Origin of the sequence: Proteiniclasticum sp. C24MP (genome assembly GCF_043951855.1) — a bacterium.
Lineage (GTDB): Bacteria > Bacillota > Clostridia > Clostridiales > Clostridiaceae > Proteiniclasticum.
Genome location: NZ_JBINJW010000006.1, coordinates 47,867 through 66,025, shown reverse-complemented (window position 1 = coordinate 66,025; position 18,159 = coordinate 47,867). Strand labels below are relative to the sequence as shown.

Annotated in this window: 17 protein-coding genes; all 17 read right to left on the bottom strand. The window is 44.2% G+C overall.

The window, feature by feature from the left end:
- Positions 1-4 precede the first annotated feature (4 nt).
- Entirely contained in the window at positions 5-871 is an 867-nt protein-coding gene (gene truB, locus ACHAL6_RS06705) for a tRNA pseudouridine(55) synthase TruB (RefSeq protein WP_395269503.1), read from the bottom strand.
- A complete protein-coding gene (locus tag ACHAL6_RS06700) occupies positions 868-1,827 on the bottom strand; it encodes a bifunctional oligoribonuclease/PAP phosphatase NrnA (RefSeq protein ID WP_395269502.1) in 960 nt (319 codons plus the stop codon). Before ACHAL6_RS06700 ends, truB begins: the two co-directional genes overlap by 4 nt.
- A gap of 2 nt (positions 1,828-1,829) precedes the next feature.
- A complete protein-coding gene (gene rbfA / locus ACHAL6_RS06695) occupies positions 1,830-2,186 on the bottom strand; it encodes a 30S ribosome-binding factor RbfA (RefSeq protein ID WP_395269500.1) in 357 nt (118 codons plus the stop codon).
- Between the two features lie 34 nt (positions 2,187-2,220).
- Positions 2,221-4,299 carry a translation initiation factor IF-2 gene (gene infB, locus ACHAL6_RS06690; RefSeq protein ID WP_395269498.1) on the bottom strand — a complete coding sequence of 693 codons (2,079 nt, stop codon included), beginning with the start codon at positions 4,297-4,299 and terminating at the stop codon, positions 2,221-2,223.
- A 17-nt stretch (positions 4,300-4,316) separates the two neighbouring features.
- Complete coding sequence (locus tag ACHAL6_RS06685) at positions 4,317-4,622, bottom strand: ribosomal L7Ae/L30e/S12e/Gadd45 family protein (protein WP_395269600.1); 306 nt, start codon at positions 4,620-4,622, stop codon at positions 4,317-4,319.
- A 1-nt stretch (position 4,623) separates the two neighbouring features.
- Positions 4,624-4,890, bottom strand: a complete 267-nt coding sequence (gene rnpM, locus ACHAL6_RS06680) for an RNase P modulator RnpM (protein ID WP_395269497.1) — start codon at positions 4,888-4,890, stop codon at positions 4,624-4,626.
- 47 nt (positions 4,891-4,937) lie between these two features.
- On the bottom strand, positions 4,938-6,170 hold the full coding sequence (gene nusA, locus ACHAL6_RS06675; RefSeq protein WP_395269496.1) for a transcription termination factor NusA: 1,233 nt from the start codon (positions 6,168-6,170) through the stop codon (positions 4,938-4,940).
- A 19-nt stretch (positions 6,171-6,189) separates the two neighbouring features.
- The gene (rimP, locus tag ACHAL6_RS06670; RefSeq protein WP_395269495.1) at positions 6,190-6,642 is read right to left on the bottom strand and encodes a ribosome maturation factor RimP; all 453 of its coding nucleotides are present in this window, start codon (positions 6,640-6,642) and stop codon (positions 6,190-6,192) included.
- Between the two features lie 196 nt (positions 6,643-6,838).
- Positions 6,839-11,086: a PolC-type DNA polymerase III gene (locus tag ACHAL6_RS06665; RefSeq protein ID WP_395269598.1), complete on the bottom strand. Its 4,248-nt coding sequence runs from the start codon at positions 11,084-11,086 to the stop codon at positions 6,839-6,841.
- A 46-nt stretch (positions 11,087-11,132) separates the two neighbouring features.
- Positions 11,133-12,182 carry a flavodoxin-dependent (E)-4-hydroxy-3-methylbut-2-enyl-diphosphate synthase gene (gene ispG, locus ACHAL6_RS06660; protein WP_395269493.1) on the bottom strand — a complete coding sequence of 350 codons (1,050 nt, stop codon included), beginning with the start codon at positions 12,180-12,182 and terminating at the stop codon, positions 11,133-11,135.
- Between the two features lie 3 nt (positions 12,183-12,185).
- The gene (rseP, locus tag ACHAL6_RS06655) at positions 12,186-13,190 is read right to left on the bottom strand and encodes an RIP metalloprotease RseP (protein ID WP_395269491.1); all 1,005 of its coding nucleotides are present in this window, start codon (positions 13,188-13,190) and stop codon (positions 12,186-12,188) included.
- 1 nt (position 13,191) lies between these two features.
- Entirely contained in the window at positions 13,192-14,349 is a 1,158-nt protein-coding gene (locus ACHAL6_RS06650) for a 1-deoxy-D-xylulose-5-phosphate reductoisomerase (protein WP_395269490.1), read from the bottom strand.
- Between the two features lie 496 nt (positions 14,350-14,845).
- Complete coding sequence (locus ACHAL6_RS06645; RefSeq protein WP_207598188.1) at positions 14,846-14,983, bottom strand: hypothetical protein; 138 nt, start codon at positions 14,981-14,983, stop codon at positions 14,846-14,848.
- 207 nt (positions 14,984-15,190) lie between these two features.
- Entirely contained in the window at positions 15,191-15,985 is a 795-nt protein-coding gene (locus tag ACHAL6_RS06640) for a phosphatidate cytidylyltransferase (RefSeq protein ID WP_395269488.1), read from the bottom strand.
- The gene (locus tag ACHAL6_RS06635) at positions 15,978-16,745 is read right to left on the bottom strand and encodes an isoprenyl transferase (protein ID WP_395269486.1); all 768 of its coding nucleotides are present in this window, start codon (positions 16,743-16,745) and stop codon (positions 15,978-15,980) included. The genes ACHAL6_RS06640 and ACHAL6_RS06635 overlap by 8 nt, the downstream gene beginning before the upstream one ends.
- 25 nt (positions 16,746-16,770) lie before the next feature.
- A complete protein-coding gene (frr, locus tag ACHAL6_RS06630; RefSeq protein ID WP_395269484.1) occupies positions 16,771-17,322 on the bottom strand; it encodes a ribosome recycling factor in 552 nt (183 codons plus the stop codon).
- Positions 17,323-17,355: 33 nt separating this feature from the next.
- Positions 17,356-18,075 carry a UMP kinase gene (gene pyrH / locus ACHAL6_RS06625; RefSeq protein ID WP_395269482.1) on the bottom strand — a complete coding sequence of 240 codons (720 nt, stop codon included), beginning with the start codon at positions 18,073-18,075 and terminating at the stop codon, positions 17,356-17,358.
- Between the last annotated feature and the right edge of the window lie 84 nt (positions 18,076-18,159).

The following is an 18,159-nucleotide window of genomic DNA, read 5'->3' as shown; positions in this document are numbered from 1 at the left end:
AACCTCACATAAGATTTACTTTTAGATAAAGGAAATCTTCTTTCCTCTCTACTATCCCCAACAGATCCCCTTTTTCAGAGTATCCTCTGTAAAGCCCCTCTTCGATGGAACTTATCAGTCTGCCGTCTTTCACCTTCACTCCATTGACGACAAGCTTGAGAAACCTGTCCGAAATAGTGATGTCCTTGTAGTCTGACAGAACGGCATCCATCTGAATCAGATGTTTTTCATATCCGTCCTTTTCAAGCGTTTCCAGTGTGACAGCATTCTCCATGGAAAATGCTCCTGTACCTTCACGTATAAGACTCGTCATGATAGCACCACACCCAAGCTTCTGTCCAAGGTCATCAATGATGCTTCTAACATACGTACCTTTGGAACAGGAAAGAAGTATTTCACCCTCATCCTCTTCAAATGAGACGAGCTCAATGTCAAATACATGAATCTTTCTCTTCTCACGGTCAACTTCTATTCCTTCCCGCGCCAGATCATACAGTCTTCTCCCGTTGATCTTCAAGGCGGAAAACATAGGCGGAAGCTGCATGGACTCACCAAGAAACTCTTTCAGTTTCTCTCGTACAAGTTCTTCTCCCGGTATAGTCTTTCCAGTGTCCTGCACTTCACCAAAAGCATCCAGTGTATCTGAAATCTTGCCAAGCCTGAACCCGGCCCGATAAACCTTGTTGCCTGCCATGATATATTCCACAAGCTTTGTAGCCTTTCCTATACAGACAGGAAGGACTCCTTCCGCTTCAGGATCCAGTGTGCCTGTATGGCCCACTTTCTTTATTCTAGACAGTCTTCTCACAGCCGCCACTGCGGCGAAAGACGTCATGCCTTTTTCTTTATAAAGGTTGATTACTCCGTTCAAACAGCTCTCATCCTTTCTATTTCCTCTAGAATCAGACGCTTCGCTTCTTCCAGAGACTCTGCTTTGATATTGCAGCCCGCCGCTCTGACATGTCCGCCACCGTCAAACTTCCCGCATAGTGAAGACGCATCGATTTCAAGTTTGGTTCTCACACTGACCCTGAAAAATCCTTCTGCCTCTTTCAGCAGAACTGAGACATCCGCTTCGGGTGGCTCCAGTCCATAATTCACAATATCTCCCGAATCCCTGTCGGAAATCGAAAGGATATTGAAATCATTGGCTTCAAGATTCATGACGGAAACGAAACCTTCCATGTAGCTTTCCAGCGTCATCAGCGCTCTTCCAAGCAGCTTGATTCGCTTGAATTCTGATGTACTGAACAAGACACGCTGTATTTCCGAAAAATCAAGACCTGTTTCAATAAGTTCAGCAGTGATACGAAGGGTTTTCGCTGTAGTGGAAGGGAATCTGAACGAACCTGTATCTGAAACAATGCCGGTGTAAAGGCACTGTGCCATTGACTGGTCTGGTGAGATTCTCAGTGCTTCGATCAGCTCGAAAATGATCTCTGCTGTTGAAGCTGAAGCGGTATCCACATAATTCAGACTCCCGTACATTTCATTTGATACATGATGGTCAATATTGATTTTAAAGATCTCATCGAATCCATCACGCTCCATGGATAATCTGTCTTTATTACCGCAGTCCAAAGCCAGCAGAAGTTCCCTGTCACCGCTTAAAGTAGCCTGAACTCCATACTCCTCATAGAGGGGCAGGAAAGACAGGTTCTCTGGTCCAGGTTCCTTAGATAAGATTTCAACATCTTTACCCAGTTCTCTCAAGGCAAGCACAATTCCCATAGTGCTCCCCACAGCATCACCATCCGGTGATGCGTGGGTGACTACCGCAATTCTCTCTGTTCCCATGATTTTCTCAGCGATTTCCTTAAACATCATAACTACTGGTCCTTCTTTTCATTGGCTTTTCGGATCAGTTCATCTATGTGCATACCACGATCAATGGTGTCATCCACCACAATGATCAGTTCAGGCACATAGCGCATCTGAATCTTCTTGCCTACTTCTCTTCTGATATATCCAGCAGAACTCTTCAGCCCAGCCAGGGATTCTTCTTTCTGTTCTTCGGTTCCAAAGATACTCGCATATACTTTGGCATATCTTAAGTCCGAGGTAACTTCCACATCTGTTATGGTTATCATGGCAGTGATTCTTGGATCCTTCAAACCATTCATGATGATTGCAGAAATTTCTTTCTTCATCTCTTCATTGATTCGACCGGCTCTGTATTTTGCCATATTTTCCACCTCATTTCTATTTCATTTGCGATGACTACAGTTCCTTTCTTGTCACAGATTCCATGACGTAGGCTTCCAGTATGTCACCCTCTTTGATTTCATTGTACTTTTCAAGAGACAGACCACATTCAAATCCTTCCTTCACTTCCTTGACGTCATCCTTGAATCTCTTCAGGGATGCAAGAGTTCCTTCATGAATGATTACACCATCACGAAGAAGTCTGATCAGTGAGTTTCTGGTGATCTTTCCGCTTAGCACATAACATCCAGCGATGGTACCAATGGCTGATACCTTGTAGGTCTGTCTGATTTCAACTCTACCCTGAATGACTTCCTTGATGTCAGGTGAAAGCATACCGATCATAGCTGCCTTGATGTCGTCTACAGCATGATAGATGATTCTGTAGGTCTTGACATATACATTTTCTTTTTCGGCTAGAATCTGTGCATTGTTGTCTGGTCTGACATTGAATCCGATAACTACCGCATTGGATGCTGCCGCCAGTGATATATCTGTTTCTGTAACAGCACCTACACCACCATGAATGACTCTGACCTTGATTTCATCGGTAGAAAGCTTTTCAAGGCTGTTCTTCAGCGCTTCAATGGATCCCTGTACATCTGCCTTGATGATGATTGGAAGTTCCTGGATCTTGCCTTCCTTCACCTGACTGTATAGATCTTCAAGGGACACTCTCATGGTACTCTGCTGCAGGCTCTTTTCTTTGATCTTGCGCGCTTCTGCCATGCCTCTTGCTGTTTTTTCATCCTTCACTTCATTGAACTTGTCACCTGCATGTGGAACTTCGGAAAGACCGAGAATTTCCACAGGTATGGAAGGACCCGCACTGTTGATTTTCTTACCCTTGTCATCGAACATGGCTCTGATTCTACCGTAGGTGGTACCCACAAGAATAGAGTCTCCGACATTCAGGGTTCCCTTCTGTACAAGTAAAGTCGCCACTGGGCCTCTTCCCTTATCCAGCTCGGATTCAACTACAGTTCCTGCAGCCTTTCTGTTTACGTCCGCTTTCAGCTCTTCCACTTCAGCAGTCAGAAGAACCATTTCAAGAAGATCGTCAATGCCGATTTTCTGCTTGGCGGATACTGGCACGCAGATGGTGTCTCCACCCCATTCTTCAGCCACAAGGCCGTATTCTGTCAGCTCCTGCTTGACACGGTCCACATTTGCGCCTTCCACATCAATCTTGTTGATGGCTACAATAATAGGAACCTGAGCAGCCTTACAGTGATTAATGGCTTCAACCGTCTGTGGCATGATTCCATCATCCGCTGCAACTACAAGGATAACGATATCCGTAGCCTGTGCTCCTCTAGCTCTCATGGCTGTAAAAGCTTCATGACCAGGCGTATCAAGGAATGTGATTTTCTCACCATTCAGTGTGACTGTATACGCACCGATGTGCTGCGTGATACCACCAGCCTCACTTTCAGTGACTTTCGCCTTTCTGATCGCGTCAAGCAGTGAAGTCTTACCATGGTCAACATGTCCCATTACAGTGACAATCGGAGGTCTTTTCTCCATATTGACATCCAGAGCATCTTCCTGATCATCATCAGAAATTCCTGATGAATCATCCTTTGCCTTGACCACGTCCACTTCCAGGCTCTTCGCCGCTTTTTCAGCTGTTTCATAATCTATTTCCTGGTTGATTCCTGCCATGATGCCAGTGAAGATCAGCGCCTTGATGACTTCCGCCACAGGCTTGTTCAGTTTTTCAGCAAACTCTTTGACGGTGATGAACTCACCGATCTCGATTCCTGTAATCTCATTGGCCTTTTCCGCATCGATCTTTTCCTGAGCCAGTTCTCTTTTGGATTTCTTCTTCTTTTTCGCCAGATTCACGACTTCTTCTTCAAGAATTTCCTCATATTCATCCACGATACTCTTTTCGGTCTTACCTTCTGTTCCCGTTTCCGGTTCCTTCTTGTCGTCTCCTAAGAGCTCCTTGATCAGTGCGGCATCTTCTTCTTCCACCACACTCATATGATTTTTCACTTCTATTCCAAATTCATCCTTTAGAATCGCTATTAGCTCTTTACTCGTTATTTCTAGTTCCTTTGCAAGTTCATACACTCTGATTTTTGACAATAGGACCACCTCCGTATTTATTCTTCTTCCTGTATGCTGATATAGATTTCCTGTAACTTCTTAGCCATGCTCTTCTTCGTTACGCCTACAACAGCAATTCCTTCTAAACCCAATGCATATCCTAATTCATCAGGAGTGAAATCCTCAATTAAAGGTACATGATACTTTTCGCTGTAACTTTTAAATTTATCTTTCGTGTTCTCAGAAGCTTCTTTTGAAATGATCATAAGGCTGATCTTTCCCGTTTTAACCGCTTCCTCATTTTTATTGTATCCCAGGACCAGATTCCCAGATTTTCTGGTGAGTCCAAGGAAGGACAGCATTTTATTCAACGTCCACCGCCTTCCGAAGATCATCGTAAATCTCCTGACTGATACTGGTTTCCAGATTTCTGGAAAGCCTCTTGGTCTTGAATGACTTTTCAAGACAGTCCACACTTCTGCAGACATATGCACCTCTGCCAGGCTTTTTACCTGTAAGATCCAGGGAAATCTCCCCTTCCTTATTCTTTACCACTCGAATAAGTTCTTTCTTCGGCTTCATTTCCATGCAGCCGGTGCACATTCTCATAGGTATTTTTTTCACCTTCACATAAAACACCTCTCTTTCATTTGATTTCAGGATAATCTGATCACTTCTTAAAGATCTGTATCATCTGCTTCCGTTTCGATATCTTCTTCAACTTCATCAAATGCAACATCCTCTGCATCCACAATAACCGCATCCGCTTCCATAACATCTGCGACCACTTCTGTTTCTTCTGCTGCCATAGCTTCATTCGCTTCTGCTTCTGCTTTCGCTTCCACTTCAGCTTCGTACTGTTTTCTGCTCTTGATGTCGATCTTCCATCCTGTAAGTTTGGCCGCGAGTCTCACATTCTGACCTTCCTTGCCGATGGCCAGAGAAAGCTGATTGTCATCCACAATGACCTTGCAGGAATTTCCTTCATCCATGATGATTACATCAAGTACCTTGGAAGGACTTAGCGCATTTGCGATGAATTCCTTCGGATCCTTTGACCACTTGATGATGTCGATTTTCTCATTTCTCAGTTCATTGACGATGTTCTGAACTCTTGTACCTCTTGGTCCGACACATGCACCCATCGGTTCCACTTCCGGATCGTTGGAATGAACCGCAATCTTTGTTCTAGAACCTGCTTCTCTAGAGATGGCCTTGATTTCAACAATGCCTTCATAGATTTCAGGTACTTCTTTTTCAAATAGTCTCTTCACAAGACCAGGGTGTGTTCTGGAAACGGAAATCATAGGTCCCTTCGGATTCTGCTTCACTTCCACGATGTATAAAAGAATCTTGTCATTGAATTCATAACGTTCTCCTGGAATCTGCTCAGAAGGGGTAAGAACGGTTTCTGTCTTCCCTAGGCTGATATAGACATTTCCCTTGTCTTTTCTCTGAACAGTCCCTGTGATGACATCGAATTCTTTTTCATGGTACTGATTATAAAGGATGCTTCTTTCCGCTTCCTTGATTCTCTGTGTCACAATCTGCTTCGCAGACTGCGCTGCCACACGGGCGAAGTTCGCTGGTGTGACTTCATTTTCCACAAAATCCAGAAGTTCATAGGCAGGGTTGATTTCCTTTGCTTCATCAAGAGATATTTCATCCTGAGGATCCATAACCTCTTCCACAACCTGTCTTAAAGAGTACACTTTAATTTCGCCGGTTTCGCGGTCAATATTCACCCTGACGTTCTGAGCTCCGCTGTTGACGTAGTTCTTCTTGTAAGCTGCGATCATAGCATCTTCAAGTGTCTCAAACAGCATCTCCTCACTGATTCCTTTTTCCTCTGCTATGGCTTTTAATGCAAGAATAACTTCATCTTTCTTTTTTTCAGTTGCCTTTGCCATTTTATCCTCCTCGTACTTGTTATAAATCAACTTCGATATTGATTGATTTCAGATTTTCAAATGTGATTTCCAGTTCATTTTTCTCTTTTACTATTACAACATCATGGTCGCGGACTTCTTTCAGTACGCCAGTAAATTTCTTGGCCCCTGCCACCGGTTTTTTTGTCTTGACCATTACCTTTTCACCCAGAGCCTTTTCCATATGTGCTCTGGTGAAGAGGGTTCTAAAGATTCCCGGAGAAGAGACCTCCAGATTGTAATCCTCTGCAATCGGATCCTTCTCATCGAGCAGATCGCTCAGTTTTCTCGAGACCTTTTCGCAGTCTTCCAGGGAAATTCCGTTATCATGGTCTATATAGAAGCGAAGTATATTCATTCCGCTTTCATGGACATATTCCATATGATAAAGTCTGTAACCCAAAGCTTCAATTTCTTCTGTAAACAGTCCTTCCAGGTCATTTAGTTTAGCCATTATTTCACCTCTTATCCTAATATTAAACCGCTGCATGCACTATGTTTCCATAGTCATCCGGTTTCGGGTAATGAAAAACGCAACCAAGATCTCAGTTGCGCCACACAAAACGAAAGAGCGGGTTGTGCCCACTCTCAAAGTTCAAGTTATTCTACTTTTAAATAGTATCATAAATTCACTGAAATTTCAACCCCTTCTAGAGATTGAATAGAGACAGCTGATTGGTATCGTCCATTCCTTCCAGCGCACCGCAGTTGCCCAGGGTTTCTATGACGGTTTTCGATACTTTGCAGCGCAGTCTGAGGTCTTCTTTGGAGATGAACTCCCCTCTTTTCGATTCCTCATAGATGCTGTTGGCGGCATTTGCCCCTACGCCCACAAGGCAGCTTAAAGGCGGTCTTATGGCATCATCTTCGATTCTGAATTTGATTCCGTGGGATTTATATAGATCCACCGGCTTGAATGTATACCCTCTCTTATACATCTCATACACGATTTCAAGAATCGTGATCATGCTCTTTTCCTTTGTTGAAGCATTGTTGCCCAGTTCGTAATACTCATCCAGCTGCTTCCTTACTGCCAGCTCGCCCTGGAGAATCAGCTCTCCGTCGAAATCAGAAGCTCTTGTGGAAAAGTAAGCGGCGTAATAAGCCAGGGGATGATAGACTTTGAAATAGGCAATACGCATAGCCATCATGCAGTACGCAACTGCATGACCCTTAGGAAACATGTACTTGATTTTCTTGCAGGATTCGATATACCATTCCGGCACATCATTTTCCCGCATGATCTTTTCATCGTCTTCCTTAAGCCCTTTTCCCTTTCTTACACTTTCCATGATGGTGAACGCTTTTTTGGATGGAAGCCCTTTATAGATGAGATATACCATGATGTCATCTCTCGTACTGATACATTCCCCCAGGGTCGTGAATCCTTCCTTGATGTAGTACTGCGCATTATTGAGCCACACATCCGTTCCGTGGGAGAGTCCTGAGATACGGACAAGATCCGCAAAGGTGCTTGGCTTTGTATCCAGCAGCATTCCTCGAACAAATTTCGTACCGAATTCCGGAAGGCCTGATGCACCGATGGGTATGCCCAGCTGTTCTTCTGAGACCCCCAGAGCTTTGGTGGATGTGAACAGCGACAGCACTTTCTCATCGTTGAGAGGAATGGATTTCGGATCAAGCCCCGTCAGGTCCTGAAGCATTCTCAGCATTGTAGGATCGTCGTGACCCAGGATGTCCAGCTTCAGAAGTCTTCCCGAAATGGAATGATAATCAAAATGCGTTGTGGTGATGTCAGAAGTCTGATCATCAGCAGGTCTCTGAACCGGCGTGAAATTATGGACATCGTTGTCTCTCGGAACAACCATGATTCCGCCAGGATGCTGCCCAGTGGTTCTCTTCACCCCGACCATTCCTTGAGAAAGTCTTTCCACTTCAGCCGAAGGAAGATTCATTTCTTTCTGTTCCAGATACTTCTTCACATAAGCATATGCGGTTTTCTCCGCCACCGTTCCGATGGTTCCCGCTTTGAATACATAGCCTTCTCCAAAGAGTTCTTCCGTGTACTTGTGCACCACAGCCTGATACTCTCCAGAGAAGTTCAGATCGATATCCGGTTCCTTGTCTCCTTCGAAGCCCAGAAAGGTTTCGAAAGGAATATCGTGGCCATCTCTGACGTAAGGAGTCCCGCATTCCGGACAGTCCTTCAGAGGAAGATCCGCTCCACTGCTGATGCTCCCGTCCAGGAAGAATTCATTGTGTCTGCAGCTTGGACACCTGTAGTGAGGTGGAAGACCATTCACCTCTGTGATGCCAGTGAATGTGGCCACCAGTGAAGATCCGACAGATCCTCTGGAACCTACAAGATACCCATCAGATAGAGATTTCGCCACCAGTTTGTGCGCTATGAGATATAAAACCGCATATCCGTTACTGATGATGGAATTCAGCTCTTTCAGTATACGTTTTTCTACAACATCAGGAAGCACATCTCCGTAGAGCTTATGCGCCTCGGTCATCGTCATCTCCCTGATTTCCTCATCCGCACCTTCTATCTTCGGCGGGAATGTGCCATTTGGAATCGGAAGAAATTCCTCAACGCTGTCTGCGATGAGGTTTGTGTTCTTCACCACAATCTCATGGGCTTTTTCTTTCCCCAGATAAGAGAATGCATCAAGCATTTCATCGGTGGTTCTGAAATACAGGTCCAGATCATCGTTCTGGCTGCTGTATCCCTGGGCTCCGAGCAGGATTTTCCGGTAGAGCTTGTCTTCCTTGTTGATGTAATGCACATCTCCTGTAGCCACTACAACTTTACCTTGCGATTCGCCCAGTGAAATGATTTTTCTGTTGAGATCTCTAAGCCCCTCCAGGTCTCTGATTCTCCCGTCTTTCAGAAGATCCAGATTGTTTTCGATGGGCTGGACTTCCAGATAGTCATAGTAGGATGCCATTTTTTCGATTTCATCTTCTGTTCTTCCTTCCATTATGTATCTGACCAGCTCCGAGTTGATGCAGGCGGAACCCAGAAGCAGTCCTTCTCTTTTCTTTTCCAGCTGACTTTTCCTGATTCTGGGTTTCATATGGAAGCTTTTCAGATGAGATTCCGATACCAGTTCATAAAGGTTCTTTAATCCTGTAGTGTTTTTCACCAGAAGGGTTGTATGAAACATGGGCAGTCTTTTGTAGTCCATGTCTTCTTTGCTTTTTTCATTCAGTTCTTCGAAAGAATGAATCCCCATCTCAGCCAGCTTCTCCATGGATTTCATCAGGATTCTGTGGGTGGTTTTCGCGTCATCCACCGCTCTGTGATGTGATCCCATATCGATACCGAGATGTTTTGCTATGGTGTCAAGTCGATGTCTTTTCAGTTCCTTGTACAGGAATCTGGATAGAGGCACGGTATCCATGATGGGGTTATCTATCGTCATCCCAAGATCGCCCAGATTCTTCCGTATGAATCCAACGTCAAAGTATGCATTATGAGCTACAAGTATCGTATCCCTGATGAATGCGGAAAAATCTCTGATGACGGATTCGATGGAAGGTGCATCCTTCACCATGGCATCTGTGATTCCAGTAAGTTCTGTGATTTTCATGGGAATGGGACGATGAGGATTGATGAAGGCAGAGAATTCGTCTATGACGACACCGTCTTTTACTTTCACCGCACCAATTTCGATGATTTTGTCGTTTACAGAGGAGAATCCGGTGGTTTCAATATCGAAAATCACCATCTTCTCAATGGCTGGGTTCATATTCTCCACGATATTCAGTTCATCATTGATCACATAGGCTTCCATTCCATAGATGGCTTTCACCCCGGTGGCCTTGGCCTGATCCATGGCTTCCGGATATGCCTGAACTACCCCATGATCAGTGATCGCTACAGCTTTATGACCGAAATCTTTTGCCTGAGTGAAAATACGCTTGGCAGATGGCAGAGCGTCCATGCTGCTCATACTACTGTGGAAATGAAGCTCTACTCTTTTCTCTTCTGCATGATCCTTCCGTCTGATTTTCTCCATTCTGTTGATGTCCCTCGCGATCATCGTAAGCTCCTTGGAATACATGTCGAACGTGACATTCCCTTTGAATCTGAATACTTCTCCTGATTTTATCGGAAGATCCTCCTCTTCTTTCGTGAAAACTTTCACGGAAATGGAACTGGAATTATCCGTCACATATAGCAGATGAAGATTTTTGCCGCTCTTAAGCTTTCTCATATCTGTTTTGAAAACTTCCCCGTCGATGACACTGATGCCGGAATTGTCATCCAGATCTCTGATTTTTGTACTCGGTTCTTTGATCGCCTTACCCAGAAGAACATTCTCATCCTTGAATTTTTTGCTGTCTTTTCCAGCTGCAGGCGCTTTTGCTTTCATCGGAACACCCACAGGTGCAGTTGTTCCAGGCAGTTCGCCTTTAAGACCCGCTTCTTTTCTCATGATATTCAGTTCGTGTCTTACATCGATTTCTTCTTTTACAGGTGTAAGACTTTCATCTAGGCGAACCTCGATGTGAACTTCCTTCTGATAAAAAGAAGTCAGTACCTTTTCCATGTGTTTCACCGCATTCTTCATCTGAAAATTACGGATCAGAGCCGGACTGTAATGTCTGATGAATAATCTGGATTCTTCGCAGCTGACCTGCGCATCTTTCAGGAAATTATACTTCAGTGGCTCAGTCAGAAAGATACCCATGAGAACATCCTGGATGTTCTCGTCATGAACTTCATCCAGGATGTTTATAATCGCCACATCACAACTCTGGCCGATGAGGTTATTCAGAAAAGCCGAAATGGGTTCCTTCACCTTGGGATCCAGAACACGTAGTGATTTGAGGTAAACCCGAAACAGGTTGACTTTCTTCACAAATTCGACTTTCAGCACGTTATCTATTTTAAATGGAGTAAGCGAGGATTCTTTGCACATCATTTCCTGTATCTCCAAAAACGCCTCCCCCTTTCTCTTCGCATAATTCTTACATTTGTTCTATTTCTTCCAGTAAAGCTTCCACAAGCTCTTCCTCTTTGACTTTCTTTATGATCAGACCTTTCTTGAAAATCAGTCCGACACCATTTCCACCTGCAATACCTATGTCAGCTTCTCTTGCTTCTCCGGGACCATTGACGACGCAGCCCATTACAGCAACCTTGATGTTCTTCTTGCTGTCTTTCAAGGCTTCTTCCACCTGATTCGCAATGCCGATGAGATCAATCTGTGTTCTTCCACAGGTGGGGCACGAAACAAATTCGATTCCTTCTTTTAGATGCCCCGTCGCTTTTAAGATCTCCCTGCCGACTTTGATCTCATCAATGCTGTCTCCGGTTAGAGATACTCTGATCGTATCACCGATCCCTTCCGACAGAAGCCCCCCGATGCCGATGGAACTCTTGATGGTCCCTCTCCAGGGTGTACCTGCTTCCGTTACACCTAGATGAAGCGGATAATCAACGGTTTTCGATAAAAGTCTGTAGCTGTTCATCATGGTCATCACATCAGAAGACTTGATGCTGATGATGATATCATGAAAGTTATGATTCTCCAGCAGTTCCACATGTCTCATGGCACTTTCCACAAGGCCTTCCGGTGTCACTTTTCCATATTTCGCCAGGATGTCCTTTTCAAGAGAACCTGAATTGACACCGATTCTGATGGGGATGCCTTTTTCCTTGCAGGCATCCGCCAGAAGTCGCACTTTATCATTTCCGCCGATATTACCCGGATTGATTCTCAGTTTTGAAATTCCATTCTCGATGCTTTTCAGCGCCAGACGATAATCAAAATGAATGTCCGCCACCACAGGAATGGGGATCTGACGCGTGATTTCCTTCAAAGCCTCCGCGGCTTCCATATCCGGAACTGCACAACGGATGATATCGCATCCAGCGACCATCAGGGCTCTGATCTGATTCAGCGTTGCCTCCACATCTCTTGTGTCCGTATTGGTCATGGACTGGACTGCAATCCTGCTGTCCCCGCCCACATATATGTCTTTGATTCTGATTTTTCTGGCTTCTCTGCGCATCATGGACTAAAAACCTCCTGGTAAGAAGATATCCTTGAAGGTGATCAGCAGCATGAAACTCATGAGAACCACAAATCCTATCGTGTTCCATACACCAACGAATTTATCCGGAAGTCTCTTTCTGGTAATGATCTCCACCAGAAGAATAAGGATCCATCCTCCATCCAGCGCCGGGAAAGGTATCAGATTCAGCACTGCCAGATTTATGCTTAAGAAAGCAGCAAAGGATGCCAGTCCCCATAAGGAGACACTTGCGACTTCCGACGAGATTTTGAATATGGTCACAGGACCTCCAAAGTCATTGAGACTTGCTCGACCAGTGAATAGAATCTTCAGTGAAAACAAAGTCTGAGTAATCAGTGACCTTGCCTGATTGACACTCTCCCCGACAGATTCTATGAATCCCGGATTCTCCACTGATTCCGGCACAAAGCCCACCAGCGGTCTGCCTTCTGAGTCCATTGGAGTTATTTTCTTGATCACTGTACCTTCTTCTGTTTCAAGCTCCAGTGTCACATCATTGAAGCCATTATAGGCGATATAGGTTGAAACATCCTGGAAGGTATACGCCTTTTCGTCATTTACACGCACGATCCGGTCACCGGCTGTGATGCCCGCTGCTTGTGCAGGGGAGTCTGGAAGAACTTCTCCTACAACATTGCTGCTGTATCCATTGAAAAGAACAACTACAAAAAGCACGCCAAGTGCCATGATGACATTCATGATGGGTCCCGCAGCGATGATGCTGATTTTTCTTAATGGACTTTTGGAAAAGAACGACCCTTCCCCAGCCTCATCTTCGGTTTCTCCGTACATCTTCACAGAACCACCAATGGGCAGCGCTTTCAGCGAATAGAGCGTATTTTTCCCCTGCTTCTTCCAGATTCTAGGACCCATGCCCACTGAAAACTCTTCCACAGTGACTCCATTGACCCTTGCCATGATGAAATGTCCGAATTCATGCCCTAGAACCAGTAGCCCAAAGGCAAATATAGATAACAATAGATACATTTTACACCTCTTTAAACTTTCTTCTTACATATTCCCTGATCTCAATGTCTGTTTCCAGAACCTTATCCAGGGTTATTTCTCCTAGATTCCTGTAGCGCACCATTGCTTCTTCCACAACTTCCGCTATTTCAAAATACCGGATTTTTTCTTTCAGAAAAAGATCCACCGCCTCTTCATTGGCACTGTTCATCACAGCGGGCTGAAGTCCACCTCTTTTTCCTGCGATATAGGCCAGTTCAAGGGCTCTGAAAGTTTCCCTGTCCGGCTCCATGAAGTGGAGTGATTGGACCTCAAGAAGATTCAGCTCCTTCGCAACAGCTTCGTGCCGCTCCGGGTAATTCAGTGCATACTGAATCGGCAGGCGCATATCCGGCGCTCCAAGCTGCGCAATGATGCTGTTGTCACAAAACTGCACCATAGAATGGATGATGCTTTCCGGATGCACGTAGACTTCTATATTATCATAGTTCACATCAAAGAGCCATCTGGCTTCAATCACCTCAAGCCCCTTATTCATCATGGTGGAGGAATCGATGGTGATTTTTGCCCCCATGACCCAATTCGGATGTTTCAACGCCATTTCTTTTGTTACGGTCTTAAGAAAATCTCTGTCTTTTCCTCTGAAAGGGCCTCCCGAAGCAGTCAGTATGATTTTACTGATTTCCTCCTTTTGGGATCCCTGTATACTCTGAAATATGGCGGAATGCTCTGAATCCACAGGCAATATATTCACCTGATGCTTCTTTGCCAGCTGCATCACAATCTCCCCCGCAGCAACCAGGGTCTCTTTGTTGGCAAGTGCAATATTCTTGCCTTCTTTAATCGCCGCCACCGTGGGCTTCAGTCCTACCATTCCCACCAGCGATGTCACCACCGTATCAGCCTCTGATAGCGTCGCAATTCGAATGAGCCCTTCTGTACCGAAGGAAAGCTCCCCTTCGTAACGAAGTGCTCGCTTAAGCTCGATGGCTTCTTCATATTTCCGCTCGTCTGTGACCGCCACAGCCCTTGGATTGAATTCGATGATAATTTCTTTCAGTTTTTCTAAATTCGAATGTACTGAAACACCTGCCAAGTGGAGTTCCTTTTCTTTACGAAGAACTTCCAGCGTCTGTGTTCCTATGGAGCCTGATGCTCCGATAATCGCTATATTTTTCAATGGGTTATCCCCTTTCATCGTTGTTTACCTTCCTATTATACAAAAGAATTATTAAGAAAATCATAGATTTGACTAACATTCTTATAATATTAATACAGACTTTCCTTAACTCTGCAGTTTACCGATAATTCATATTGCATTCATCACTGAAGCAATTTTAAGAGCTTATAACACAGACTCCATGACATATCCTCATTCAAGTCCCCTGCCGTGACGAAACTGCAGCACATACAGAAGGCAGTTTCGACTGTCTGATGCCGAGGATTCCTCCCAGTGAAAATTCATTCTGGATATGGTTTCCACCTGCCGGCAGATTTTCTCTGCTGATTCATGACGATAAATCAAGCAGCTGCATCCTTATGCAGACTGAGCTGCAAGCCAAGGGTATGCGCTCTCAGGATAACCGGATTCAGCGACTCCAAAGATCATTCCAAATAAAAAGATCTGAAGCTTCACGCTTCAGATCTGAATACTTCAAGTCCATCTACTATGTCATTTACTTATTTCTTTTAAGCAGTAATGTAAGAATATAGTTATTTAAAGATCTGTTTTCTTTCTCAGCTTCTTTTAATAACTCTTCTTTCAGGTCAACAGGTAATGTAAACAGGATTTTGGTTTTAGGTTCCTTTTTCATAAAATGCACCCTCCTTCTTGAGTTATATGATAAAACTACTGTTGTATATAATATATACCCGCCACCTCAATAACACAATATATATTATTTAAATTTCTTATGAACATAATAAACTTTCTTCTATTAAAATGAATAAGAGCCACTCACTTGAATGACTCTTTGTTATCACATGTTCTTATTTATTTCAGCAAGGATGCCATGTTTCTATCAGAAAATAACGTAAGTTGTATATACATAGACGATGAGAGAAACAAACAGTATCGAGTCAAATCTGTCCAATACCCCTCCGTGTCCTGGAATGATCCTAGGGTAATCTTTCTCCTGTGCATAACGCTTGATGGCTGATGCTGCCAGATCTCCGATCTGTCCGAACATGGCCCCGATGAAACCCATGACAAGAAAATGCCATGGAGAAACACCACTTACATCATAAATCAGTGTTCCAAGGACGAATGCCCCGACCGCTCCACCTAAAAGACCGCCTAAGGCGCCCTCCACTGTTTTCTTGGGACTAACCCTTTCAATCAGCTTGTGCCTGCCAAAGAGCCTGCCGCTGTAATATGCCAGTGTATCACACACCCAGGAGATGATGAAAACGGAGTACACATAATACTGGCCATTTTCTTTTTCTGATAACAGAACGAGAAAACTGAACAATACGACCGTATAGAGGACTCCGGCAATGGTAATGCCGATATCAGCTATGGAAACATCCTGACTGAAAACCATGTATACAAAACCAGCCGCCAGAAGTACAGATAAGATCACGCTAATATGACTGAGTGGATGATCCGCAAAAAAGAGAACCAGAAAATAAGCAAGCCAGGCGCTATAGCCTAATATTCTCACCGGCTTATGACCTTTCTTCTCCAGCACATGAAAGTATTCATACAATGCTCTTATAGACAAGAACAGTACTGTAATTTTTAAGAACCATCCCCCTATCAGCAGTAGAGCCAATATAGGAATCAGTATCAATGCACCAAGGTATCTACTATTCACTCTTAACTCCTCCAAAACGTCTGTCTCGTTTCTGATAATCCGCAATGGCCCCTCTCAGATGATCTTCGCTGAAGTCAGGCCAGTTGATGCTGCTGAACCAGAGCTCGCTGTATGCACTCTGATATAAAAGAAAATTGGATAGTCTGAGTTCACCGCTTGGTCTGATGATCAGTTCCGGGTCCGGTTGTCCTTTCGTGTACAAATAATCCTTGAAGGATTCTTCCGTTATGTCTTCAACCTTTATTGCGCCAGAGTGAACCGCTTCCGCAATATCTCTGACTCCACGAACAATTTCTTCTCTTCCACCATAATTCAGCGCCAGGTTCATCTGAACACCCGTGTTGTCTTTTGTCATTTCCTTCGCATCACTCAGCGCTCTTTGCGCAGCTTCAGGGAGTCTTGCGATATTCCCGACGTAATTGACCACCACATTGTTTTCATGAAGTTCCTTCAGCTCATTCTTAAGGTATTCCACAAGAAGTGTCATAAGTGCGCTCACTTCATCTTTAGGACGCTTCCAGTTTTCGGTGGAAAAAGCATACAGGGTCAGATATCTGACCCCTAGCCTGTTGCATTCTTTGAGTATCTTTCTGATGGTTTCCACGCCTGCCTTATGTCCCATGGTTCGAGGAAGATTTCTCCCCTTTGCCCAGCGGCCGTTTCCATCCATAATGATTCCTATGTGCTTTGGAATCCGGTCCATATCAAGTGCAGAAGAATCCTTATGGATGGGTTTCGGCTTTTTAAAAAAATTAAACATTCCTTACCTTCTTTCGAAATGGAAACTAAACAGTCATGATTTCCTTCTCTTTTGTTTGCAGAACGCTGTCCACTTTCTTCACGTATTCATCCACTTTCTTCTGAACTTCTTCTTCGCCTTTTTTGATGTCATCCTCAGAGATTTCCTTCTTCATCGCTTTGATTTTTTCGATGACGTCTCTTCTTATGGATCTTATGGCAATCTTAGCTTCTTCACCTTTTTTGTGAACCACTTTCACAAGGTTCTTTCTTGTTTCTTCCGTCAGTTCAGGAACGATCAGTCTGATCACGGAACCATCATTGTTCGGATTGAGATTCAGATCCGACATGTTGATCGCTTTTTCTATAGCCTTTAATGCTGACTTTTCCCATGGAGTGATCATAAGAATTCTTGGCTCCGGAGTTGAGATGTTTCCCACCTGGCTTATTGGAACCATACTTCCATAATATTCCACTTCAATACGATCCAGCATGCTAGGGTTTGCACGACCCGCTTTCAATGTGGCAAGTTCGGATTCAAGATTGTGAATTGTCTTTCCCATCTTTTCTTCAAGTGTTTTCATTAAATCTTTAAACATTGTCTATCCTCCTGTAATTGATTCTTATTTCAATTATATATCGTTACCGTCAATAATGGTACCGTTAGATTCCCCAGTAATCGCTTTTACGATATTTCCTTCACCATCAAGCCCGAACACGATGATTGGAATATCGTTATCTTTGCATAAAGTGATAGCAGTGATATCCATGACCTTCAGGTCCTGTTCGATGACCTGTCTGTATGTGAGTTTATCGTACTTTTTCGCTTCCGGATGAATATTCGGATCCATATCGTAAACGCCATCCACTTTTTTGGCTAGTAGAATGCACTCCGCGTCGATTTCAGCCGCTCTTAAGGCTGCTGCTGTATCGGTTGTGAAGTATGGATTCCCTGATCCTGCAGCAAAAATGACTACTCTGCCTTTTTCGAGATGTCTCACCGCTCTTCTTCTGATGAAAGGTTCAGCAATCTCCCGCATCTCAATGGCGGACTGCACCCTTGTCTCAATACCGAGGTCTTCCAGTGAATTCTGCAGTGCCAGCGCATTGATGCAAGTAGCAAGCATCCCCATATTGTCTGCAGTCACACGATCCATACCACTGCCTTCTCTTCCTCTCCAGATGTTTCCCGCTCCGATGACAGCTCCGACTTCAACGCCCATATCGATCAGATCTTTGATTTCTTCCGCAATTCTCTTTGCAACATTGAAATCAATGCCATAACCTGATGTTCCTGCAAGAGATTCACCTGACAGTTTAAGCATGACTCTTTTGTATTTAGGTTCGTTCATATTAACCTCCGTATGTACTTTTATAGTACCATTCTAGCAATTATTTCAAAAAAAGAGAACACAAAGGTGTTCTCTTTTAAATTC